This window comes from Spirochaetota bacterium (assembly GCA_025061835.1).
GTDB lineage: Bacteria > Spirochaetota > Brevinematia > DTOW01 > DTOW01 > SKYB106.
Genome location: JANXAC010000011.1, coordinates 13,992 through 39,556, shown reverse-complemented (window position 1 = coordinate 39,556; position 25,565 = coordinate 13,992). Strand labels below are relative to the sequence as shown.

Annotated in this window: 20 protein-coding genes; 12 read left to right on the top strand and 8 right to left on the bottom strand. The window is 36.1% G+C overall.

The features are described from left to right. Positions 1–30 precede the first annotated feature (30 nt). Positions 31–990, bottom strand: a complete 960-nt coding sequence (locus NZ579_05450) for an ABC transporter ATP-binding protein (protein ID MCS7299384.1) — start codon at positions 988–990, stop codon at positions 31–33. Between the two features lie 272 nt (positions 991–1,262). Here NZ579_05450 and NZ579_05445 point away from each other — a divergent pair, with 272 nt between their 5' ends. Beyond that, on the top strand, positions 1,263–1,985 hold the full coding sequence (locus NZ579_05445; protein ID MCS7299383.1) for a hypothetical protein: 723 nt from the start codon (positions 1,263–1,265) through the stop codon (positions 1,983–1,985). A gap of 338 nt (positions 1,986–2,323) precedes the next feature. On the opposite strand, the gene NZ579_05440 is transcribed toward NZ579_05445, so the two are convergent. Further along, entirely contained in the window at positions 2,324–3,340 is a 1,017-nt protein-coding gene (locus tag NZ579_05440) for a class II fructose-1,6-bisphosphate aldolase (protein MCS7299382.1), read from the bottom strand. 152 nt (positions 3,341–3,492) lie between these two features. Between NZ579_05440 and NZ579_05435 the strand changes: the two genes are divergently transcribed. From NZ579_05435 to cobA, 6 genes are read left to right on the top strand one after another with little or no spacing between them, the layout of a single operon-like run. Then, positions 3,493–4,206 carry a phosphoadenylyl-sulfate reductase gene (locus tag NZ579_05435; GenBank protein ID MCS7299381.1) on the top strand — a complete coding sequence of 238 codons (714 nt, stop codon included), beginning with the start codon at positions 3,493–3,495 and terminating at the stop codon, positions 4,204–4,206. Between the two features lie 16 nt (positions 4,207–4,222). Then, positions 4,223–5,128, top strand: a complete 906-nt coding sequence (cysD, locus tag NZ579_05430) for a sulfate adenylyltransferase subunit CysD (protein ID MCS7299380.1) — start codon at positions 4,223–4,225, stop codon at positions 5,126–5,128. 11 nt (positions 5,129–5,139) lie between these two features. Then, positions 5,140–6,390: a GTP-binding protein gene (locus NZ579_05425; GenBank protein MCS7299379.1), complete on the top strand. Its 1,251-nt coding sequence runs from the start codon at positions 5,140–5,142 to the stop codon at positions 6,388–6,390. Next, a complete protein-coding gene (locus NZ579_05420) occupies positions 6,383–7,381 on the top strand; it encodes an inorganic phosphate transporter (protein ID MCS7299378.1) in 999 nt (332 codons plus the stop codon). The genes NZ579_05425 and NZ579_05420 overlap by 8 nt, the downstream gene beginning before the upstream one ends. Then, positions 7,378–9,243: a hypothetical protein gene (locus tag NZ579_05415; protein ID MCS7299377.1), complete on the top strand. Its 1,866-nt coding sequence runs from the start codon at positions 7,378–7,380 to the stop codon at positions 9,241–9,243. The genes NZ579_05420 and NZ579_05415 overlap by 4 nt, the downstream gene beginning before the upstream one ends. Then, positions 9,215–10,633, top strand: coding sequence for a uroporphyrinogen-III C-methyltransferase (cobA, locus tag NZ579_05410; protein ID MCS7299376.1), 1,419 nt, complete (start codon positions 9,215–9,217; stop codon positions 10,631–10,633). The genes NZ579_05415 and cobA overlap by 29 nt, the downstream gene beginning before the upstream one ends. Here cobA and NZ579_05405 read toward each other — a convergent pair. Continuing rightward, positions 10,599–12,815, bottom strand: coding sequence for a nitrite/sulfite reductase (locus NZ579_05405; GenBank protein MCS7299375.1), 2,217 nt, complete (start codon positions 12,813–12,815; stop codon positions 10,599–10,601). The genes cobA and NZ579_05405 overlap by 35 nt on opposite strands. A gap of 144 nt (positions 12,816–12,959) precedes the next feature. Between NZ579_05405 and NZ579_05400 the strand changes: the two genes are divergently transcribed. From NZ579_05400 to cysK, 3 genes are all read left to right on the top strand, one after another. Next, positions 12,960–13,187: a sulfurtransferase TusA family protein gene (locus tag NZ579_05400; GenBank protein MCS7299374.1), complete on the top strand. Its 228-nt coding sequence runs from the start codon at positions 12,960–12,962 to the stop codon at positions 13,185–13,187. Between the two features lie 6 nt (positions 13,188–13,193). Then, entirely contained in the window at positions 13,194–15,050 is a 1,857-nt protein-coding gene (gene hemA, locus NZ579_05395; GenBank protein MCS7299373.1) for a glutamyl-tRNA reductase, read from the top strand. A 176-nt stretch (positions 15,051–15,226) separates the two neighbouring features. Beyond that, entirely contained in the window at positions 15,227–16,207 is a 981-nt protein-coding gene (gene cysK / locus NZ579_05390; GenBank protein ID MCS7299372.1) for a cysteine synthase A, read from the top strand. A gap of 177 nt (positions 16,208–16,384) precedes the next feature. Here cysK and hemL read toward each other — a convergent pair whose 3' ends face one another. Genes hemL through NZ579_05365 form a run of 5 tightly spaced genes read right to left on the bottom strand, consistent with a single transcriptional unit; the run spans position 16,385 to position 22,796 of the window. Beyond that, positions 16,385–17,689: a glutamate-1-semialdehyde 2,1-aminomutase gene (gene hemL / locus NZ579_05385; GenBank protein ID MCS7299371.1), complete on the bottom strand. Its 1,305-nt coding sequence runs from the start codon at positions 17,687–17,689 to the stop codon at positions 16,385–16,387. Positions 17,690–17,694: 5 nt separating this feature from the next. Continuing rightward, positions 17,695–18,651, bottom strand: coding sequence for a porphobilinogen synthase (hemB, locus tag NZ579_05380; GenBank protein MCS7299370.1), 957 nt, complete (start codon positions 18,649–18,651; stop codon positions 17,695–17,697). Positions 18,652–18,678: 27 nt separating this feature from the next. Beyond that, positions 18,679–20,562, bottom strand: coding sequence for an ATP-binding protein (locus tag NZ579_05375; protein MCS7299369.1), 1,884 nt, complete (start codon positions 20,560–20,562; stop codon positions 18,679–18,681). Next, positions 20,556–21,254 (bottom strand): type 1 glutamine amidotransferase, encoded by a 699-nt coding sequence (locus NZ579_05370; protein MCS7299368.1) that lies wholly within the window; start codon positions 21,252–21,254, stop codon positions 20,556–20,558. The genes NZ579_05375 and NZ579_05370 overlap by 7 nt, the downstream gene beginning before the upstream one ends. Before the next feature lie 48 nt (positions 21,255–21,302). After that, the gene (locus NZ579_05365) at positions 21,303–22,796 is read right to left on the bottom strand and encodes a glycosyltransferase family 39 protein (protein ID MCS7299367.1); all 1,494 of its coding nucleotides are present in this window, start codon (positions 22,794–22,796) and stop codon (positions 21,303–21,305) included. A 312-nt stretch (positions 22,797–23,108) separates the two neighbouring features. On the opposite strand from NZ579_05365, the gene NZ579_05360 reads away from it, so the two are divergent. Further along, a complete protein-coding gene (locus NZ579_05360) occupies positions 23,109–24,209 on the top strand; it encodes a M20/M25/M40 family metallo-hydrolase (protein ID MCS7299366.1) in 1,101 nt (366 codons plus the stop codon). 39 nt (positions 24,210–24,248) lie between these two features. Further along, positions 24,249–25,517 (top strand): phosphoribosylamine--glycine ligase, encoded by a 1,269-nt coding sequence (gene purD, locus NZ579_05355; protein MCS7299365.1) that lies wholly within the window; start codon positions 24,249–24,251, stop codon positions 25,515–25,517. Positions 25,518–25,565 lie beyond the last annotated feature (48 nt).

The following is a 25,565-nucleotide window of genomic DNA, read 5'->3' as shown; positions in this document are numbered from 1 at the left end:
TTTCTATAAGAAGTGAGAGAATTTGTATCCTTAAATTTTAGTAGCAGTTTTTTTCATAACAACGAAGCATCTGACCTTACTACTTTCAATTCTCTCAAGTCTAGGAACATCAGAGTAGCAAACTTCCTCAACTAGATGACATCTATTCGCAAACGGACATCCTACACCAATCTCCAAAAAGTGTGGAACTCTCCCGGGAATGAAAGGAAGGCTCTCTAGCTTTCTATTCACATCAGGAACAGAGAGTATCAAGCCTTTTGTGTATGGATGGAGAGGATTATTGAATATATCTTCTTTTCTACCTTCCTCAACTATATAACCTGAATACATAATTATTACCCTATCGCAAATATCTTTCGCTAGAAGCAAATCGTGTGTTATGAATATTATTGATATACCATATTCGTCTCGTATCTCTTTGAGAATGTTTATTATCTCCTTCTGAACGCTCACATCCAGTGAGGTTGTTGGTTCGTCCGCTATTATAACCTTTGGCTTGAGTAGTAATACGAACGATATAACCACTCTTTGAAGCATTCCTCCACTCAACTGGTGTGGAAAACTCTTTAGCACTCTATCCTGGTGATGTATTCCTATCCTGTCAAATATTTCGTATATTTCTTTTTTTACACTTGAATAATCCAAACTATGAGACTGACATAGTATCCTCAATTGTTCTTCAATCCTCAGGATAGGATTTAAAGCATTCAAAGGGTCTTGAAATATAATACCAATCTTACTACCTCTGACAACATCAAACTGGTTAGTTTCGGCTAGATCAGTGCCTTCAAATACTATTCTACCTTTGACATCCAAACTTTCATGACTTAATCCTAGTATTGAGTGCATCGTGATACTCTTACCAGAGCCACTCTCTCCAACTATACCTAGTATCTCATTTTGTTCAAGGTCAAAGTTGATGTCTCTGACTATGGTTTTGTTTGTCTTCTTGTGTATGATGCTTAGGTCTCTAACACTTAGTATGCCCATATGGAAGTATTATAAAACTCTTTTGTGCTTTTTTGATAAATAGAAATACCAAAATTTCGTTGCTTTTAACCAAAAAAATAAATTAAAGAACATTCTAAATTTACACATTCAGCAAAAGAATTAGTTTATTGATTCAGAATTCCTTTCGGATTTACGTTTTGAATCTTCTTTTTCTTATAAGCACACAATACAAAAATACAGAAGAGTTTTCTTCCTAGTAAGAATGGGATATACATTTGATTCCTAGTTGAGTAGTGGAGTATAATAGATTTATGGTTAGAGGTGGTTTGATTGCGATAGGTGTAATCTTGCTATGTAGTTTTACATTCTTTGTAGGTTATCAGTTAGGACTTGTGAATACACCTCAAAAAGCAGTTAAAGATCGTGCAACTGAGTTGATTGATCAAAACAAAAGGGGGGAGGCGATAAAGGTATTAGAACTCGGTAGAAGGGAGCTACAGTTGGTTATTGACGCAGTTGAACTGGATGTGTATAGGGCTCAAATCTACAAGAATTTAGCAAGACAGTATTTTATGAGGGATATGTGGGGACTTGCAATTGAGAACTCACAGAAGGCTCTTAACTTCCTTCCTACAGATGCCAACTTATACTTTATGATAGGACTATCTCTGTTTCAATTATCAAAAACCCTTGAGGATAAGGAACAGATAAAGAACTACATAGATAGGGCAGAAATCAACCTTCAAAAGTCGCTAAAAATGAACCCTGATTACTTTGATGCCAGATATTCTCTAGCGATAGTTAAGATAGAGAAAGGCGAGTATGGTTCAGCGCTAGAACATTTGAATTATGTGTTAAATTTAGAGCCAAATAATGTTTCTTCTCTCTTCGCTAGGGCTAGAGTGTATTATGAACTTGGAGAACTACTAAAGGCTAGAGATGACTATACAAAGTTATTGAACATACTTCTTCCTAACGACCCTAGAAGAAGAAAAGTTTTAGAGAATATAAGAATAATTGATAGCCAAATGTAGTCAGGTGTCAAATTTTAGAGATATATTTAGTGTGATAAAGAATGAAGAAATTGTTTGTATTAGTGTTCCAAAATCTCCTTCTATAAGGATATTCTAGTTGTATTCTTTAAAGGTATCTGTTATGGAGGAATGTGAGACTAGTTAGGTTTAAAGTAATAAAACCAACGAAATAAGTTTCCGGGATTTTATATGCGTACTTGCAAACCTACACTCTAACGAGTGTATGAAAAATTGACTTCTTATATTAACCTCTACTGTTATAGACGAAATACTCTGTAGATTTAACCGTAAGAATACTACCTATATATGTATAGGAGTTCGTTGTAGTTTTATTAGTTTTAACCTTTTAGTTCTTTCATTATATCTGGTGCTTTGCCTGCACTGAACAGAACTTTTTCATTCTTGTAGGAGTATAGTTTTATCATTTCTTCTCTTGCTGGACCCAGGTATTTTCTTGGGTCAAATTCACCAGGGTTTTCATATAACTGTTTCCTTATGATTGCAGTCATCACAAGCCTTGCGTCTGAGTCTATGTTGACTTTACACACAGCGGATTGAACTGCTTTTTGAATCTGATCTTCTCTTACTCCCGCGGTATCCTCCATCTTACCACCGTATTTGTTTATCATATCAACATACAGAGGCATAACCGATGAAGCACCGTGCAAAACGATAGGGAATCCTGGTATCTTTTCTTTGATTTTCTCAAGAATGTCAAGTCGTAGAGGTGGTATTTCTTGTCCAGGCTTAACCTTAAACTTATACGCACCATGACTCGTTCCTATTGAGATAGCGAGTGAGTCAACACCTGTTTTCTCAACAAAGTCAGCTGCTTGATCGGGATCTGTGTAGATTGACTTCTCTGCTGATACTTCTTCTTCTACTCCAGCAAGTATTCCTAATTCACCTTCAACGCTAACATCAAACTGATGAGCGTATTCAACAACTTTTTTTGTTATTGCCACGTTCTCTTCATAAGGTAAATGCGAACCATCTATCATAACAGATGAAAAGCCATTATCAATACAATCTTTTGCCAGTTCAAAAGAGTCTCCATGGTCTAAATGTAGTGCGATAGGTATTTCACCTAGACCTTTACTAGCAGCAAGATCCTTTGCAAACTCAACAGCACCTTTACCGAGGTACCTTAGTAGAGTTTGGTTAGCATATTGCCTAGCACCTTTGGAAACTTGGAGTATAACTGGAGACTGCGTTAACACACAAGCGGTAAGTATTGCCTGTAATTGCTCCATATTGTTGAAGTTGTAAGCAGGAACTGCAAAACCTTTCTGATACGCATGTTTGAACATCACCTTTGTATTGTAAAACCCTAACTCGGTGTAGTGAATCGCCATACCCATACCTCCTTAGTTTTGTAGTATTATGATAATTGATTTTCGCTTAGCAAATCAAGAAGATAGATATACTTCAAGTTGTTTGTTTTAATTTAAAAAAATTTGAAAAAATGTAATTTTTTGTTATAAAATTTTTTACATAGAGGAGAGTTATGGGAATATTAGTTCCTGAAGATGTGGAAATTTACGATGCTGAAAAAATAATTGACTGGGCAGTTAAGCAGTTTGGGAATAAGGTTGGGCTATCCTCAAGTTTTAGTGCAGAGGATGTTGTGATAATAGATGTTTTGGTTAAGGTTTGTAATAAAGTAGGTATAGAACCTAATGTTTTTACGATTGACACAGGAAGGTTGCCAAGTGAGACTTATGAAGTGATTGATAGAGTAAGAGAGAAGTATGGTATTAAGGTAAAAGTTTATTTTCCTGACTATAGGGAAGTTGAGGAGATGGTCAATAATTATGGTATGAACTTGTTCTATGAGAGTGTTGAGAAGAGAGAGTTGTGTTGTGAGATTAGAAAAGTTAGACCTCTCAAGAGAGCGTTGGAGGGACTGGAAGCTTGGATTACTGGGCTTCGTAGAGAACAGTCTGTAACGAGGAAGGATATAAAGAAATTAGAGATTGATGTTATTCATAACAACATATATAAGATAAATCCTTTAGCTGATTGGTCGGAGAAAATGGTATGGGATTACATCAAGGAGAACAAAATTCCTTACAACGCGCTTTATGACAAGGGCTATGCTAGTATAGGTTGTGCTCCTTGCACTAGACCTATTAAGAAGACAGAAGACATAAGAGCAGGTAGATGGTGGTGGGAAGCACCAGAGCACAAGGAATGTGGGATACACGTAAAGAAATTCTAATTTTTGAGAGGTGAGTATGAAGAGGAATATTGACTATCTTGACTATCTAGAAGCTGAGGCTATATATATCTTGAGAGAGGTTGCAGGTCAATTTCAAAGACCTGCGCTTTTATTTTCTGGTGGTAAAGACTCAATCGTTCTAGTTCATCTTTCACTTAAAGCTTTCAGACCTGGAAAGTTTCCTTATCCACTCGTTCATATAGACACAGGACATAACTTTCCAGAAGCTATTGAATTCAGAGACAATCTTGTGAAGGAGATAGGTGAAACATTGATCGTTAGGTATGTTGAGGATACGATAAAGCAAAAAGGTATTGATGATGCTACAGGAAAACTTCCCAGTAGGAATGTTTTACAGACATACACACTATTAGACACGATACAGGAGTTTGAGTTTGACGCTTGTATAGGGGGTGCTAGGAGAGAAGAAGAGAAGGCAAGAGCTAAAGAGAGGATATTTTCAGTAAGAGATGAGTTTGGACAGTGGGATCCTAAAAGACAGAGACCAGAACTCTGGCACATACTAAATGGTAGAATAAAGAAGGGAGAAAACGTTAGAGTTTTTCCTTTGAGTAATTGGACTGAACTTGATATATGGAACTACATCTTGAGGGAGAACATTAAACTACCATCAATATACTTCGCACATTACAGGGATTGTATATACTACAAGGGCAGGTTAGTTGCTGTATCACCTTTTATTAGGATTGATCCTGAGGACAAGATAGTGAATAAGAAAGTAAGGTTTAGAACTGTTGGAGATATGACTTGCACTGCTGCTATTGAGAGTGATGCGGATACTGTTGAGAAGATAATACAAGAACTCATATCCACGAACATAAGCGAGCGAGGAGCAACTAGACTTGATGATACCATTTCAGAAACCGCTATGGAAGATAGAAAGAAGATTGGATACTTTTAGGGGGTGTTGCGATGGTTGAAGTTTTGAAATTCTTCACTTGTGGTAATGTTGATGATGGTAAAAGCACTCTCATAGGTAGGCTTCTGTATGATAGCGGCGCTATATCCTCTGATTTAATTGAGGCACTTTCAAGGAGAGGTAATAGACCACCAAATGCCGAGATAGATTTGGCGCTGATAACCGATGGATTAAAGGCGGAGAGAGAACAAGGCATAACCATAGATGTTGCATACAAATATTTCTCTACTCCTAAGAGAAAGTTTATACTCGTTGATACTCCAGGTCACTTCCAATACACTAGGAATATGATAACAGGTGCTTCATCTTGTGATTTGGGTATCATAATAGTTGATGCTAGAAATGGACTTACAGAGCAGACAAAAAGACACATAATTATTTCATCACTACTTGAGATACCACATCTGCTCGTCTGTGTTAATAAGATGGATATAGTAGGATACAGTAAAGAAGTCTTTGATAGAGTATCTTCGGACATCATCAACTTTTTTAAAAAGGTTGATAAACATTACATAACAGTTATACCTGTTAGTGCCTACTTGGGTGATAATGTTGTTGTGAAATCAGAGAATATGCCTTGGTATGAAGGACCTACGGTTATGGAATTCCTTGAGAATATTGAGATTGAATATGAAGATTTTGATAAGACTAGGTTTCAGGTCCAGTATGTTATGAAACCGAGTAGTTCGGATGGTCTTTACGATTACAGAGGATATGCGGGAAGAGTTCTATCTGGAACATATAGAGTAGGAGATAGGGTTGTTATCTTACCCGAAGGTTTCACAACTAGAATTACAAAAATTGAGTCAAACTTAAAAGATGTTTCAGAAATAAGCTCTCCATATAACTGTATAATCCACCTAGAAGATGATATAGACATATCCAGAGGTGCTTATATCGTGAGAGAGGGTGAAGAGCCAATTGTTAGCAACGAATTTGTGTCTTACATATTCTGGATGGACGATAGGAAGAAACTTACAGAGGGAGAAAAGTTTTTACTTATGAACGGCAGTAATACTACAAAGTGTGTTGTGAAAGAGATAGTAAATAAGATTGACATCAACACTCTTGAAGAGGTAGAGCAAAAAGAGATAGGGGTTAATGAAATAGCAAAACTATTAATAAAAACAGCACAACCTATATGCTATGATTACTACTCCGACTACCGATGGACTGGTTGTTTCATACTCGTAAATGAAGTTAATAACAGCACTGTTGCAGGAGGTATAATCATAAATGGATAACTTTTTGTGGGAACTATCTCTATTTCTTGTCTCATCGCTTTGGGCAATATCTATGGGGGCTAGCGGGTTTTCAGTTTCATTTGCCACTCTATACTCAACCAAGAGAGTTGGACTACTAATGTGTATGTTATTATTCACGGTATTTTTGCTCATTGGTGCAGTATTTGTAGGAGGAGAGGTTGCTAAAACACTATCCTCAAAGATTATACCAAAAGAAGTGCTTTCAACGAAAAAGTGGCTCGTTGTTATAATACTCTTTTCGGCTGGGGTTAACCTATTCGTATCAAACCTTCTCAAGGTTCCATCATCTACAAGTATAATAATCATGACATCTTTTCTTGGTGCAGGGTTATACCTGTGGAATGTGTATTGGAATACCTTTATCTTATCATTGGTCGTGTTTATATCTTCGTTCGTGCTAACATACTTCTCAACTTTCTTCCTAACAAAACTGTTCTATCCTCCAAGGTATTCAAACCTATGGGTTTATGAGAAATTGCTTAATAAGAAAGAGTTTTTATTTATACTAGTTCTAGTAACATCAATATACAACGCATTCTCAATAGGAACGAATAATGTATCAAATGTGGTAGGACCTGTGGCTGCTACTGATATTATGGGAGAGTTTGAAGGGTTTATACTATTCTCTCTCCTTTTCGGACTAGGTGCTTTGCTTATGGGTAAAAGAGTTATAAAAACTGTTGGAGATGAGATAGTTCCTATGGGTGTAGTATCTGCATCTATTGTGTCAATAGTTAGTTCAACATTTACTGTCCTATCTTCACTCATAGGATTACCGTTTCCTACTGTGATAGTTGTTGCTTCATCCATAATAGCAGTAAGCACTGTGAAGAAAGAGATCTCACACCTATACTCTCTCAAAAGCCCACTAACTAAAAAGATACTCATAGTCTGGACATTCTCAACTATACTCCCAACAATCACAACATACCTTATGTGCCATTTATTCTCATCGTTGGGGTTGATATGATACAGAGTATATTATCCAAAATAAATAATTTCATAAGTGGTGAGATATCCTTTGAAGAACTCTCCAAAACTTTGAGAAGGTATAAGATACTTCCAAACGAAAAGAACAAAACCTTTACAGTAAGAATACCATCCAAGTTTGGTGTATTTAGTTCAGAGAAGATATATAAGATGGTGGATCTAACAAAAGTAAGTTTCATACATTTAACTACTAAACAGAATATTGAACTCCAGAATATACCACCAGATCAACTTTTAGGGATTCTTAAAGACCTCAACACAATTGGTCTCTTTCCTTTTGAGACTGGAATATCAGATTTCATAAACGTAAGTTATCTCACTGGTATAAATAAGTTGGGAGTGTTTGATGTTCTTGATATTGCTATTCTTCTTGAAAAAACTCTTTCAAACTACGTTTCCCCCTCTAACCTACATCCAAAGTTTAGAATAGGTATATCAGATTCTGATGAAGATTTAGGTCTTGCTCTAATAAGCGATGTTGGGCTAATTGCAAAGGTTCATAATAAAACTCAAGGTTTTGAAATATTTTTTGGAGGAAGTTTAGGAGAAGTTCCTAGAAAGGGTGACTTACTCTTTGAATTTGAAGATATCCTTAACGCTGTAAAGAGAGTCGTAAGTCTTGTTTTGTGTTTAGTTGATTTTGGTAAGGTAAGGGCTAAAAGGTTGATTGTAGCGAAAGGGAGAGACTATGTTGTGAATGAGTCCGAAAAGTATTTTAAAGATATTGCTCTTCTTGAAGATACAACTACTTACTTTAACCTTTTAGGTGATAGTAGTAATGGAGATACTATTAGAATGAAGAAAGTTGATAAGAAATCTTTTGTGAAGTTTGTTCAACAGAAGCAGGAAGATATGTTTTTCGTTGAGAGTGTGGTTGATAACGGCGATGTAGAAAGTGATCTTTTGAAGATTTTTTGCTTCTTATCCAAAAACTATGGTGATGGTAGGTTAATTGTAGGTAATAGACAAAATTTGATAGTTCCCAATCTGCATAAGAATAAAGAGAATGAGATCAGAAGCTTACTTGAACTTTTGAATGTTGGAGTTTTGAACTTGGAAGATCAGAACATAGTATCCTGCACTGGAACTTATTCGTGTAATATCGCTATACTGAACTCAAAACTTCTGTCTGAAATGGTAAGAGAGGAAGTAAAGGATACTGCTTTGAGAATAAATATTTCTGGTTGTCCTAACTCTTCGGGTCATCATCACATAGGAGATATAGGTGTATTCACCATATCCGAGTTTAGGGGTAGGATAAAGGTTTGGAATGTAATAACTTTCGGCGGATACGGTAAGAATAAACTACCAATAGGTAGAGCATTTTCAAAATCTCTTCCAAACCAAACTCCTCATATAATCAAAACCATAATTGATGCATATAAGGCATCGGGTATTAGTTTTCAAGATTTTGTATCACAAAAGAAAGTTGAACTTAAGAAGAGAGTCTTTGAAACAATTATATCAACATCTAAACATACTTTGACTGATGGTATCGTTGCTTTGAACCCACCTGTTAGGAGAGGTAGTAAGCTAGATGAGATTTATCTGAAGATGTTTGATGTGCAACTAATTTTATACAGAGTTCTAAAGAAGGTTGAGAATCGTGAAGAGGATCGTTTTATCTCTCATTTCCGTAGGATTATATCTAGCTTTATGGATAGCCTACCTAAAATAGTTAGGAGTAAGTTTAATAGTTTTTGTATCCCTTCTAAATTGGACGGTATGTTGGAATTTACTTTTGAGGTTGAGAATGTTTTGGATGATAGTATAGATAGTTTGAGAGATATTATCATTTCGGAGGAGGAGATGAATGAAAGGAATAGTGTATATAGTTGGTAGTGGTCCCGGGGATAAAAACCTGATAACCGTGAAGGGTGCTAAGATTCTCTCACAGTGTGATGTCGTTGTTTATGACTATTTGTGTGGCGAGGATGTCTTGGAGTATTGTAAGGATAATTGTGAGAAAATCTGTGCTGAAACGTTTTCAAAGGATCACTCGCTAGATAGGATAAGAGGATTGTGTGATTTCATAATTTCTAGGGTAAGGGAAGGTAAGAAGGTAGTAAGACTCAAGGGAGGTGATCCTTCTATCTTCGGGAGACTTCATGAGGAGGAGAAAATACTCAAGGATAATGGTATTGAGTACAGGGTTGTTCCTGGTGTCACTGCTGGAACTGCGGCTGCGTGTATGTTAGGAATCTCTCTAACAAGTAGAGAGTTTGCTCCAAAAGTAGCATTTATAACAGGACATGAGTCTCAAGATAAAAGAATATCATTCATTGACTGGGAGAAAATAAGTAGTAGAGAAACACTTGTTTTGTATATGAGCGTTGAGAGGATCGGTGAGATAGCAGAAAATCTGATGAATGTATCAAAACTTTCTCCAGATACACCAGTTTTGGCAATCAGGAATATCTCAAGACTTGATCAGAGATATATTGTATCTAATCTGGGTAATATACAGAAGGATGTTATAGAGCATAAGATAACTCCTCCTACAATCTTTATAATAGGTGATGTTATAAGATATGAGGAGCAACTCAATTGGTATAAATCTCAGAAAAAAATACTATTCACTGGTATATCTGAAGAAAGGTTCTTTGAGGATGGTATAATATTTCATCTTCCTATGGTTAGGATAGTGCCTCTTGAGGATTACTCAGAACTTGAGAGTTACATAAAGAGAGTAGCAAATAAAGAGTTTGATTGGGTTGTCTTTTGTAGTAGATATGGGGTCTATTATTTTTTCAAGACACTTTACAACCTTAAGATGGATACAAGAGTGTTGAGTGGAGTGAAGATAGCAGCGATTGGGGCTTCAACTTCAAATGCACTCAAAAACTATGGTGTGATAGCAGAACTAGTCCCGACTGAAGAATCTTCAGAAGGATTACTTGAAGTATTCAAAAATGTGCCGAGAGGTAAGATATTTCTCCCAAGGTCTGACCTTTCGGACAAAGGATTAGGTGATGGATTTAGTAAGCTCGGATTTTATGTAGAGGAGTGCTACGCTTACAGAAACATTATGCCAGATAACCTACCAGATATTGACTTTTCGCTCATTGATACGATAATATTCACTTCGCCTTCAACAGTGAGAAACTTTGTAAGGAGGTATGGTTACATACCTCTTGATAAAGAAATAAGATGTATAGGTCCAAAAACTAGTAGAGAGTTAGAAAAATACCTTAATGCTAACCCATCTTATCGTCATCATCAGAGTTCTTGAGCGCTTCTATCTTCAGTTCAGGAGTAAGCCTCAAGAATGCCTTATCTACATCTTTAAGGAATAGTGATACTTTGTCAAATACCTTTTCGGTTGTCTCCTTATCAAACTTGGAAATATTCTTCATCCATTCAACTGCTTCATCTGCGATCGTATCATATACTTTTGGTAGTATCCTGTCTGGTATGATAAGTTCCTTATACTTTTGGAGTATTTCTAGTGGTTCTTGCAGTTCAAGTCCTTTGAGGTAGAGTAGTGCTTTACAACAACCTACTACAGCGTTGAACGACTTTTGAATAACCGTCTGATAATCTTCATCCTGTAGGTCTCCTTCTGCTTCGTATACCTCTCGCAATGCTTCAAATATTGATATTGAGATTATATCAAGAAGACTTCCTGCACATTCACCTCTCTTTGCCGCTTCTATAGCGAAATCTCTATTCTGTCCCCAGTCTCTATACAATTCAGGATTTTCACTTTTGGATGCCACTTTAGTGTATTCTGCTATCTCCTTCCTTACTCTGTCAATACCTATTCTTTTTATAAAATCTCTAAAACTTTCAGAATCTTGTCTCTCATTTTTGTATATCGTTAGCATTCTATCTACAACCTTTGGAACATTCTTTGAAGGTATCTTCACAAGAGCATTCCCTATTATACCAGTTTCTTCATAGGGGTATCCACCAACATACATAAGATAGTGAGGTATAACTCCATCCTGGTTCTCTAATGCATTTCCTGAAAATCCGATATCACCTATATGATGTTGTCCGCAAGAGTTTGGACAACCGGAGATATTTATCCTAACCCCCATAAGGTCATTTACTTCATTTGCTATCGCTTCAGCAAGGTTATATGGATATGTAACTGCTAGTTTACAGGAGTATGCTCCAGGGCAGGATGTTATCAGCGGCAAGGTGGATTGTGTTATAAACCCATGCTCCTTAAGACTTCCGAATACACCAACGAGTAGTTCGTTCTTGACCCAAGGCAAGAGTATGTCTTGTCTTTGAGTTGCTACTGCATAACCAGCACCGTAGTCTTCAGATAATCTGGCAATGAACCTCAGATCATCAGGCTTAAGGTTACCAAGTGGAACTCTTATCATAACTGCACTGTATCCTTCCTGTCTTTGTTCATAAACGTCATTTGATAACCAGTTTGAATATTCTGGAGTATTCTTGAGGTTTTGATACTTTTCTACTTCGGACGGACTAACATTTTGAACCTTCTTACCGCCTTCTCTGCCGTTAACAAATGGTGCTGGATGTGGGAAGTTCTGAATATACCTTTCTAAATCTTCCTTTATATTGATATGTCTCTTCACTCTCTCATACTCTTCAAATACACGCTTTTTAAACTCTTCTACTCCTAACCTCGCTACAAGAAACTTTATCCTTGCTTTACTCCTCAACTTTCTTTCACCCTCTCTGTGGAAGACCCTTATAACCGCCTCCGCAAGGTAATAGACATTCTCTGTATCTATGAAGTCCGTAAGTAAATGAGCAGGCATAGGTATAGCACCTAAACCACCACCAACATAAAACTTAAATCCCTTTACTTCCTTACCATCAATAACTCTCTTCTGAGCAACGAACCCCATATCGTGTATCTTTACCATTCCCCAGTCCTTTTCCGACTCAGACCATGCTATCTTAAACTTCCTAGGTAGCGTAAGTGTCAGAGGATGTCTTAAGAAATACCTAGTCATATACATAGCGTAAGGTAATACATCAAAAACTTCATCTTTAGATATTCCCGTAAAAGGTGATGCTGTAATGTTTCTAACCGTATTGCCGCAAGCTTCTTTTGATGTAAGTCCTACCCTAGCCATGTCCCTAAATAAAGAAGGTATATTCTCAAGTTTAACATAGTGTAGTTGTAAATCTTGCCTCGTTGTTATGTGTGCAACACCGCTTCCAGCGTAGTTTTCAACCATAAGCGCAGTTGCTCGTAACTGATCAGAGTTTATTATACCCTGTGGTAACTTTATTCTAACCATGTGCATACCTTCGGGGTAGTGCCTAACACCGTATATTCCGTGTGTTAGCCTGAATGATAAAAACTTTTCAGGACTTAACCTGCCTGATAAAAACCTCTGGATTACATCCTCTATCTCCATTATCTCCGCTTCTATATCCACTCCCTTGTGTATGTCAAATATGTCAAGATACTCTTGAACCATAATCCTTACCTCCTTAAATGTTGTAAAGTATTATAAATCATATCTTTGACATTTTCAAATTTTTCGTTATAAAAAAATTGATTTTCAAAAAAGTATTTTTTTAAAATTTTTGACTAAAGATTAGATCTGAAGAGGAGGAGTTGTATGGATGTTCATACGCTTGACCTTAAAGGTGTGAAATGTCCTTTCAACTATGTGAAGGCAAAGATAAAGTTAAGTGAGATGAAGATAGGTGAAGTTCTTGAGATGTTTCTTGATGATGGTGAGCCTATTAGGAATGTCCCAAAGAGCCTTGAGCAGGATGGGCATCAGGTTCTTAGCATAGAAAAGAGTGGTGATGTTTATAGAGTAGTGGTGAGAAAAGAGGTTTAGATAAATATGTATCTAGTTTTTGGTATTAGTCATAAGACGGCAAGAATTGATATAAGAGAGAGATACTTCGCTACTTCCTCTCTTCTTGAGGAATACTACCGAAGGCTAACTATTATGGATGAGGTAGTTATAATACCAACTTGTAATAGGTTTGAGGTGTATGGATATTTGAACGAGAAGTTAAGTTTGGAATCTGTTAAAGATTATCTATTCAAGACATTCAACATTCTACCTAGTGATAGGAAGTATTTTTATTTCATAACCTCTGAAGATGCTATTGATCATCTTTTTAGGGTTGTGAGTGGAATAGATTCCAAGTTTATTGGTGAATGTCAGATTCACGATCAAGTCAAGAAAAGTTATTACTATTCCTTGGGGATTGGGAGAACAGGATATTTCTTGAACAAACTCTTTCAGAGAGCATTATTCGTATCTGGTAAAATCAGAAGCAGTATTCCTATATCAAGTAAAGTATCTCTAGGTAGCATAGTCCGAAGTAGAATCTCAGAAAATTTTGAAGCTCCTAGAGTATTGCTAATAGGCACAGGTGAAATAGCCTTACACTTGTTGAAGTATTTGAGGGCATTGACGAAAGATATAACTATTGCTTCAACTAGGCATCTGGAGAGAGCAGTTGAAATATCAAAAAAGTTTTCTATTAAGTATTGTAATTTTGAGGATGTTAGGTATTTGATTGATAGTTCAGATGTTTTGATAACTGCTACTAGTTGTCCTTTTAAGATTGTTGATGATACTTTCTTTACAAATAGAATATCAAAGATTCTGATATTTGACCTTTCGGTTCCTAGAAATGTTATGATTGAAAATTTAAAACCCAATATTGTTGTATATAATATTGATAACTTGAATGACGAGAGGAATCATAATTTGTCTCATAGAGAGGAAATGTTTGAAAGTTCAAGAAAGATAATTAGCGTTGAGGTGAGCAAGTTTATGGAGGGCATTAAGTGTGATCTTATGAAGAGGAATGTTGTTATAGGTAGTCGTGGTAGCAACCTGGCGAAAAAGCAGGTTGAGGAGTTTATAAATAAACTTCTAGAGAAGGTTCCTTCCTTGAGAATAAGATTTGATATTAAGTATTACAATACTACTGGTGATATTGATAAAAATACTCCTATTTACAAGATAGAAGGAAGTGATTTTTTTACTGACCTAATTGAGCAAGCTCTTATTGACCATGAGATTGATATAGCAGTCCATAGCGCTAAAGACCTACCAGATATACACAAAGACGGTATAATAACGATAGCACTGACTTCATCAGAGGATAGAACTGATTGCTTGGTTGTAAGGGAAGACCTAAAAGGTTATACCCTTTCAACACTCCCGAAGGGATCTGTAATAGGTGTATCAAGTAGGAGAAGGATAGAACAGATAAGATCCTTAAGACCAGACCTCATAACAAAAGATATAAGAGGAAATATAGAGGAGAGGCTTGCTAAACTTGACAGTGGTGAATATGATGGTGTAATTATGGCAACAATAGCACTGAAAAGACTTGGACTTACGAACAGGATTTCAGAAATACTTGATACAAAAGTGTTTGATACTCATCCACTACAAGGTTCTCTTGCGATACAGATAAGAAACAGCGATATTAGAAAGTTTTCTTTCCTTCTAAAGATTGACAGTAGGAGAAAGATTGTTTTTGATACTCCTTATAGTGATCTAGAAGATAAATTGGTGTATTATGTTAATAAGTATTATTGGCAGAAGTTTATAGCGTTCAAGAGGAATTTCCTTTCAAACCCTGATAAGATAATAAAGGTAGATACGGTAGAATACATTAACGATGAAACTGATAGTATCATTAGCAAGGTCAAATATCTTTTGAAGCATTGATGTTTAGTACCTTTAGTTAGATCTGTTGGTATTCGCAATGCTGAAAAAAGAATCTTTCTGTTGTGAAGTGAAAATTTATATTCTTAAACATTTCTTTAGCACCTGGGGAATAGAAAAGCAAAAATTGAAAAAAGAAAAATTTGAAAAATTCAAAGAAATTGTTTAAAATATTTACTATGAAAGTAGTAGGTAGTGAAGTTAGGGGTAGTTTGAGTAGTTTGAAGAAGTCTGGAGTTTATGTTAGTGGAAGCATACTAGATTTATTTTTCAACACGCCCATAGTTGAGATAAGGAAGTTAGTTGATGAAAGCATGGCTAGTGTTTATGCGAAGTTAGAGTTTATGTCTCCGGGTGGTTCTGTGAAGGATAGGGTTGCTATGGCTATGATAGAAGATGCCGAAAGGTCTGGGATATTGAAAGATGGTTCGGTTATAGTTGAAGCAACGAGTGGTAATACTGGTATTGCATTATCGTTAATAGCAAGCGTGAAGGGATATAGGTGTATATTGGTTGTTCCTGAAACACTTTGTCTAGAGAGAGTTTATATAATGGAGAATTATGGAGCAGAAGTTATAGTTACTCCGGGGGAGTTAGGTATGGAAGGTGCAATACGAAAGGCTAAGGATTTACTCAACAAGATACCTAATTCTGTAATGTTAGATCAATTCTCAAACTCTGCAAACCCAAGAATACACGAGGAGACAACTGCTAGAGAGATAGTTGAGACTATGGGGTGCGAGATAGATGCTTTTGTTGTAGGTGTTGGAACTGGTGGAACGATAACAGGTGTAGGTAGAGTTCTAAAAAGAGAGTGCCCGAATGTAAAAATTTTTGCTGTTGAACCTGAAGGATCACCTGTGTTAAGTGGTGGTAAGCCGGGATTTCACAGGATTCAGGGTATCGGTGCTGGCTTCATACCACCTATATTGGATACCTCAATAATAGATGAGGTTGTGAGAGTTTCGGATATGGATGCATATAAAACAACTCAAGCTCTCGCAGTAGGTGAAGGTATATTTGCCGGTATATCTTCAGGTGCTAATATCTTCGCTTCACTCAAACTGGCAAAGAGACTCGGAAAAGGTAAGAAAATACTAACAATCCTTCCAGACGCAGGCGATAGATACTTCTCACTGAAGCAGTATTTTGAGTTCTAAACATTAATCAAACATTTAAAATAGTTTGAGCAGAATTTGGGAAGATAATTTGTTCTTGAATTGCTTATATTGTTTAACAGTGAGTTGAAGTATAGGAAGTTTAGAGTTCAAATAAACTTTAACAGGATTACTCGGGATTTCGTTAGAAAATATTATATCCTTTTATAGAAGCAAGTCTTATTCAAAAGTCTCTTTTATCGCTGAATGTAAAGCAGATATGGTTAGTTCTATATCTTTTTGTGTATGTGCGAATGAAACGAACCATCCTTCAAATAGTGAAGGAGGTATTAGAATACCTCTTTTGAGTAAGTTGTGGAATAGTTTTGAGTATAGTTCTTTGCTTGAGGATTTGACGTCGGTAAAGTTTGTTATGTGATCCTTCTCACTGAAGAATATTGAGAATAGACTTTTGAACTGATTTACTACTAATTTTATCTTTCCTGCGTTTATGCTTCTAGATATATCCTTGACTACTTGAACCAGCATATTAGCTATTTTTTCCAAGTATGAATAATCCATCGTTTTGAGAATAGATAGTGTTGTAAGTCCTGCTATTACTGCTATTGGATTACCTGACAGAGTACCTGCTTGATATACATCACCAAGTGGTGCGAGTAAAGACATTATATCTCTTCTACCTCCAAAACATGCGAGAGGGAATCCCCCACCTACTATCTTACCTAGACAGGTAAGGTCAGGTTTTATACCTAATAACTCCTGAACTCCACATACCCCGAACCTAAACCCAGTTATTACCTCGTCAAATATAAGTATTATACCTCTGTTGCTACATACATCCCTTATAAGTTTCAGGAACCCATCTTTCGGTATCACAACACCCATATTCGCAGGTATAGGTTCAATTATCACACACGCTATATCTTTTTCTTTATCAATAGTTTTGAGGAATGCATCTTCATCGTTGAAAGGTAGTATTATACTGTCTTGGATTAATGAACTTGGAACACCTTTGCTTGTTGATGTTGGTATGTTAGCAACACCAGATCCTGCGGAGACAAGGAAGTAGTCAGCGTGTCCATGATAACATCCTTCAAACTTGATAATCTTACTTTTACCTGTGAAACCTCTTGCGAGTCTTACAGCACTCATACAAGCTTCGGTTCCTGAACTTACGAACCTTACCATATCAACCGATGGTATGAGTTCCGATATTGTTTTTGCTAGAGCATACTCAACCTCGGTTGGAAGTCCATAACTTGTCCCCCTGTGGATATATTTTTTTACAGTGTTTATAACTTTTCTGTAGGAATGTCCTAGTATCAGAGCACCCCAAGACATTATGTAGTCAATGTAGGTTTTACCTTCTATGTCATGTATTTTTGAACCCTTTGCTTTGGATACGAAGATAGGAATACCACCAACTTGGTAGAATGACCTTACTGGTGATGAGACACCGCCTGGTATATACTCTTTTGAGTTCTCGAATGCTTCTAGGTTTGATCTAAAGAAGTTGTTCTTCATAGTTTTTATAGCCAGTCTGGAACATCTTTAGCCCAGTATGATATTATTATATCTGCACCTGCTCTCTTTATTGAGTATAGTATTTCCATCGCAATATCTTTTTCATTGAATATCCCGTTTTTGGATGCTACCTTAACCATAGAGTATTCACCGCTTACATTGTAAGCGGCGAGTGGAACGTTGAAATTATTCCTTATTTCTCTTATCACATCAAGGTAAGAAAGTGCCGGCTTAACCATAACTATATCTGCCCCTTCCTCTATGTCCTGTCTTACCTCCTCTAGTGCTTGTCTTATGTTTCGGTAGTCCATCTGGTAGGTCTTTCTATCACTGAATTTTGGAGATGAACCCACTATATCTCTGAAAGGTCCGTAGAAGCTAGATGAGTATTTAGCAGAGTATGACATTATGAGAGTTCTTTCAAATCCGTTCTCATCCAGAGTCTTCCTTATCGCTTTGACTTGATGGTCCATCATCGCCGAAGGAGCTACTATATCTACTCCTGCTCTCGCATAGTTTAGTGCAGAAAGTGATAGAACTTCAAGTGTTTTGTTGTTATCAACCCAGTCTCCGTTCCAAATACCACAATGACCATGAGTAGTGTATCCACAAACACACACATCGGCAATAACAACAACATCATCAAATTTGTTTTTTATCTCTCTTATTGCTTTACACACAACATTATCTTCTTTGTATGAGTAGGATGCAATATCATCCTTTTTAATCTCATCAATAACACCAAAAAGTAGAACGCTTTTTATCTCCTTATCCCTCAAAACTTTAACTTCTTCAATCAGTCTATCAACACTATATCTGCGAACTTCAGGAAAGGTTTCTATTTCTTGAACTATATTCTCTCCTTCTATGACGAAGAGAGGCATAACGAAGTCATTAGGTGACAGTTCCGCTTCCGCTACCAAATCTCTTATTGATTTGCTTTTTCTTAACCTTCTTATCATAAAACTATTATAATCGGGAATTGAATGCTATTTCAAAGAACCTGAAGCAACTCTCTCAATTGGTATGAATATCATTACGGTTGTTCCCTCTCCTTCTTCGCTTTTAACTTTTATAAATCCACCATGATCCATAACTATCTTTTGGCAGATGGATAATCCTAAACCAGTTCCTTTCGGTTTGGTTGTGAAAAAGGGGTCAAATATTCTATCTTGTATCTCTTTTGGTATTCCTACACCATTATCTTTTACATAAACGGCCAAATAGTTAGTGTTGTTATCAAAGTATTCCGAATATCCTATCTCAATAATACCAGACTTGTGTTCTATTGCCTGAATTGAATTGAGAATAATGTTTGTGAATACTTGAAGTAGAAGACTATAGTTTGCTTTGACAACAGCGTTATCGTCTAATTTGTTGATAACCTTTATATGTTTCTGATTGATCTGGTATAGTAATACGTCAATTGATTCATTTACTAGCGATTTTAGAGACACTTCCGATATTTCGTAATTTATAGGTCTTGAAAATCTTATGAAACTATTAAGTAGGTTTATTATTCTTTCAATGTCCTTTGATGTTACTTCTATAAACTTGTCTATGAATTTTTGATCATCTTTTCTTGACTTTAGTAGTTCAATGAAACCACTTATTGAGGTTAGAGGATTTCTTATCTCGTGAGCTATCCCGGACACTATTTCAGAGATAACATTCATCTTCTCAGAAAGAACATATCTTTTAGTTATCTCTTTCTTGTAGGTTACATCTTCTATTGTCCATAGTATTTCGGAAACAGAACCTGTTTCTTCGTAGATAGGCTGTGCTTTAACTTCGTAGAAACTATTTTTAACTTCAACTTCTACTCCAACACTTTGGAGTTTTTGAGCATCTTTCTCTTTGATGGATTTGATAATATCTTCAACTAGTTCTTTGAGCTCAGTCTTATTTATATACTTTATCCTTCCATCATCCCCTGTTATTGCTATTATACTTGTGATGTTCAGTAGTATTTTGTTGCTTAACTGGTTCAGAAAGAATAGTTCTTTATACATTACATAGTTCTTTACTACTACTCCTACTGGGTTTATTAATATTTTGAGTTTTGAAACATCGTTTTCGTTGAACGGCTTATAATCTATACCTAGTCTTTTGTTGGCTAGTATAACTGCTCCTACAACTTCTTTCTCAAATCTAATAGGGTATATTATGAGGTTTTCCAGCTTTTTATCGTCTTGTGAGAGCAGTTCTTGCTTGTCGTTAGCGCTTGCTATTACTGGTTCTTCCAGATGTCCTATCTGTATTGCTTTTACAATCAGTTTTTTAGTTATGCTTTCTTCCAATCCTAGATAGAAGCCTGAAATAATATCATAATTTTTATCAAGTATCACGATGCTTCCTACTTCTGCTCCGAGTTCTGCTATAATGTTGTCAATAATATACGCTAGGAAGAGTTCTCTATTGAGAGGTGCAGTTATTGATTTGTAGAATGAGAGTATTGACTCTACTTCTCTAAATTCGCTAATTACACTTGCTGTCGTTTCAACCGTGTCAAATATATCTTTGATATTCATCACGAGTAGTTTGAAAGTAGATAAATCTCCCAAAAATAGTTCCTCATTTCTATTTATGCCAATCAGAGCTAATTCGGAGTTTCTACTCCTGAAGTAGTAAGAGATAAACCTGAACCCATTTATGGTTTCACAAAGAAATGGTATCTTGAACTTGAAGAAATCCTCTCTGGTCTGTTTGAATACACTGATAAGATGTTCATAATTTATGTTTCCTGAAGACTTGATGGATATTACTTTATTGTCTTGATCAACTATGAAAAGATCCGAAAAACTTTCAATGAATGAAGCAATATTGATGATCTGTTCTATTCTGCTAACCAGGGTAGGTGTTCTATCTACCATACATTATTCACAAACAAATACCACACTATCTCGTCGTTTATATTCTTAATTTTCTCAAAGTTTTGTTCATAGTTGCTTAGAATGCTTTCTTCTTTCTCTTTGGAGAAGTCTGATAACTTGATCCAAGTTTTAGCATCTTCAAGTGTAGTTTCAATGTGGAACTGAAGCGCATAGACGTTCTTGTTGTATGTAAATGCTTGATTAAGGTAGTTATCAGAAGTTGCTATTCTTACTGCGTCTCTTGGTAGGTCAAATGTATCTCCGTGCCACTGAAAAACCTTCATATTTGGATAATACTTTGAGAATACTCTATCCTTTAGACCATCACCAGTTATCTTAACATCATACCATCCTATCTCTTCACCTTTGTCTCCTTTATAAACCCTTGCTCCAAGTACATTAGCAATAAGTTGAGACCCTAGACATATCCCAAGCACAGGCTTACGGCTAGTTATGAACTTATCTAATATCTTCTTAACTTCTGATAGGTATGGATATTTATACTCTTCATACACCGATTGAGGTCCTCCTAGAACGATAAGACCCGAATATTTGTCAAGGTTTATAAAACTTTTGTAATCCCCTGTTAGTTTATCGGTGTCAAAGTATTCAAACCTTATAGTGTATTTTCGTAGAGAGTTTTCTATATATCCAAGTCCTTCTACTCTAGAGTTTCTTAAAACTAACAACATAAGATTCAGTATATATTATAAGTTAAAGTTTTTCAAATTCTGTTTCGTTCAGTGCTTAAATGACACATTACTCACCAAGCGCCAGTCGCCAACACTATCAATGATGATAAATTCTTTGCTTATGTTGTTGATCATCCTAGAGTTGATAACATACAATCCTTTACTTGAAAAGGCATCATCTTTACTTACACTGACAAGTTCGTAATTTCCAACAACTCTTGATAGAAAGTAGTATGATTGTGATAATGGTATATCTACAAAGCCAACAGTTGAGTTTTTAGGAATATACCTTGAGACTAGTATCTTCTGAAGGTTTGTTTCTTCTATAAATTTATCAATACTACCGCTACCGTTTTGAGCTACTCTCAAGAAAGGGTTTAGTGTTTGAGTTATGATAACTATTTCTGCAAAAATGGATATAATGATTAAAGTTGTTACCAAAGATCTAATAGGTATTCTAACTACTCCTTCTTTGCTTGCCCTGAGTATTTCAAAAATAAACCATCCTGTAATTATTGAGAGTATAGGAAATATTGGCATTACATACCATTCAGTTTTGGTGCTTACTAGCAAGGCAGGCAGCATAACAGAGAGTAAATATATCACTACAGTAGTGTCTCTAAAGACTTCGTTCCTATATTCCAACCTGAAAGGAATTTTGGATTCCCTGTTGAATATAATTTTGAGTTTGTAAAATGGAGATACGAGTAGTAATATTGACCAAGGTAAAAACTTTAATACGATAGGTTCTAGATAGAATAAAGGAGATGACTGATGCCCCTCTAACGTTTTTGTTCCTCTTAAGACAAGGTCATATCCTATCATCTTTTCAAAAAATGTAGTTCCATCAAAGTTAAATCTAGCAAGGCCCCATGCAACTATCGGTGTGATAGACACAATAGGTAGTAGAATATAGTCATATATTTTCATCTTCAGATACATTCTGTTAAGCAAGAATGATAGTAATATTACCAGAGCAACCATAACACTTGCGAAACTTTTTAGGAGGAATGCAAGTGAGAATAGTATAGCAGTAAGGTAAAGGTAATTTTTGTTATCCCTTGCTCTTTCTGATGTAATTACTGAAAGTAGAACTAAGAATGTTAGTATAGCATCAAAATCTCCAGTCCTTGCTCCATGGACATGTATGAATGAAAAACAGGTTGCTAGGATAAAGCCAGAAAGTATTGAGACTTCAGGTCCGAACTTCCTTTTGGCATAGAGAGTAGTTATTACAATTGTTAGAAATCCGAAAAACGCAGAGAAAAATCTTAAACCAAAAGGATTTAAACCAAAGATAGAGAATGATAATGCTATTAACCAAGTCCCAAGAGGTGGCTTGAGATTCCAGTAATCTGGTTGTCCTCTGTAATGGTTCGCTGAAAGTATCCCGTTTGTTAGCATTTCATAAGCATTCACACCGTGTCTTGCTTCATCCCACTCTTGAACAGGTAGTTCCCAAAGATTAAAGAAAATATTGAATAGTGCTATCAGTATTACAAGAACGAAAAAGTATGTATAGTAAGTCTTAAAAACATTCATAAACAAACTTTGCCTTTTTATCCTGATAACCAGACAAGGGAATTATATTACATTCAATCTTGGTAAGTCTAGAATTGGTGAAAACGAGTAGCAAGATCTAAAATTCTATCACAGGACACATAGTAGTTTGAAAAATTTTAAAGGATCTCTGGCGCTACTAATCCAAGGTTAAATTGAAATTAGTGGTAAAAATTATAGGCCATTATCTCTCAAAGGATACCCTAAAAAATAGTTGTAGCCAAATTTTATGACTCAATGCCTTTATCACTTCTTTTTGAAGGCTATCTTAAGAGGAGTTTATAATTCCGAACTATGGATGCTAGAAGAGTGATTTCAAACTTCATTGAACTCGTTAAGATATACAGTCCTCCATTGATGGAAGATTTCGTATTTGAATACCTTTCAAGAAAGTTTAGGGAACTTGGAGTGATATCTGAGATACAGGTAGATGGTAAGGTTAAGAATATGATAGGGTTTATAGAAGGAAACGATAAAACCAAGAAACCTATCTTCTTCTGCTCGCATGCTGATACCGTTGAACCTTCAAAGAACATAAATCCTATTGTTGATGAGGAGGGAGGAGTTATAAAGTCTGATGGAACTACCATACTTGCTTCTGATGACAAAGCAGGTATATCGGCAATTCTAGAACTCGCATACCATTTGAGAGAAGAACCTACTGCTAGGTATGGAGATATCTACCTCATCATAACTTCTGCGGAAGAGATAGGGCTTGTTGGAGTAAAGCATCTTGACCTGTCAAATGTTAAAGCAGAATACGGGTATTGTATAGACTCTCACGATGACGTAGGTAATGCTATAATAAAGGGTTCAACACACTACAGGTTCAAGGTTGAATGTATAGGCAAATCATCTCACGCAGGTATTGACCCAGATAAAGGTATAAACGCTATAAAGATGGCATCCTACATTATTGACAGGCTTGATACTGGACTTCTAGATAAGGATACTGTTTTTAACATAGGTGAGATTAAAGGTGGTAAGGCTACAAACATAGTTCCTGATAATGTCGTCTTTGAAGGTGAGGTCAGGAGTTTCAAAGAAGAGAGGATTAGGGAAGAACTGGATAAAATACAGAAACTCTGCATAGAAACAAAGAATAAATTTTCTGGCGATGTTAAGTTTTCATACGAGAAGCTTTACGATGGATTTGATATAGACCCCCAGTCCGAAGTTGTTAAAAGGTTCGTTGATGCTTGCTACAAGATTGGTGTCAAGCCCAATCTTACCGTAACTAGAGGTGGTAGTGATGCTAATATCTTGAACTCTAGAGGATTCCAGACACTCAATATATCCTGCGGAATGCGAAACCCACACTCAACAGAAGAATTTATATACATAAAGGATCTAATAGACATATCAAAACTTGTTATAACTATAGCACTTTCATAACTGTTTTCAATTTGGATACTATCAAGAGGGGGTTTAAGTATGAATGTTTGTGTTATAGGAAGTGGTGGTAGAGAACATGCTCTTGCTTGGAAGTTAAGTAAATCTTTAAATACAACTAAACTATTCTGTGTTCCTGGTAATGGTGGAACGCAAAGTATATCAGAGAATGTTTCAATATCTCTGAAGTATCCTTTCAACGAACTGGTTAGTTTCATAAAAGAGAGAAAAGTAGACCTTGTTGTGATAGGTCCTGAAGCACCGTTGGTTGACGGTATCGTTGATATACTCACAAGTAAAGGAATAAAAGCGTTTGGTCCAAATTCAGGTGCGAGTAGATTGGAAGGTAGTAAAGTTTTTGCAAAACTTCTTATGAAGAAGAATAGAGTCCCAACTGCGGATTTTGAAGTGTTTGAGGATTTTGAGAGTGCGAAGGTTTTTTTTGAGAAGCATCCTGATTGGGTAATAAAGTTTGACGGGCTTGCTGGAGGGAAAGGTGTTGTAGTTCCGTCAAGCCTTGAAGAAGGAATTTCATTCCTTGAAGAAATATTCCTTAAGGATAAATTTTCATCAACTAGCAAGAAAGTTGTAATAGAGAAGAAACTTGAAGGGTATGAATTAAGCGCTTTTGTAATAACAGATGGTGAAGATGTGAAGTTCTTATCAACTGCGCAAGACCATAAAAGGGCATTTGATGGGGACAGAGGTCCAAATACGGGTGGCATGGGTGCTTATGCTCCTGTTCCATTCGTATCAAAAGAATTAGTTGATAAGATAATGAAAAAGATAGTATATCCTACAATAGAAGGACTCGCTAAAGAAGGCATAACCTACAAAGGAGTATTATACTGTGGTCTTATGATTGATAAGAATGATGAGCCTTATGTTTTGGAATTTAATTGTAGGTTTGGAGACCCTGAAGCACAGGTCATCTTACCTATTATGAAAACTGACTTTTATGATGTTGCTTCTGCTACTGCTGAGGGGCTTCTAAAGAAGGTAAAGTTTGAGATGTATGAAAAGTTTGCTGGGTGTGTTGTCCTCGCTTCAAATGGATACCCTGGAGACTATGAAAAAGGTATGAAAATAAGTGGAGACCTATCTGAAAACGATGATGTAGTAGTATTCCATGCAGGAACAACCTTGGCTAATGGAAACTTGATAACGAATGGGGGAAGAGTCTTGAATGTGGTTGGAATAAGTGATAACCTAAAGCAAGCACTTAATATAGCATATGCTAGGGTAGAAAAGATACACTTTGATGGAATGTTCTACAGGAAAGACATAGGTTGGAGAGTGTTATCTGAATAACTACTAGATCTTTTTACTTAAAATTTAGTATCTCAAGTTTTTGTTATT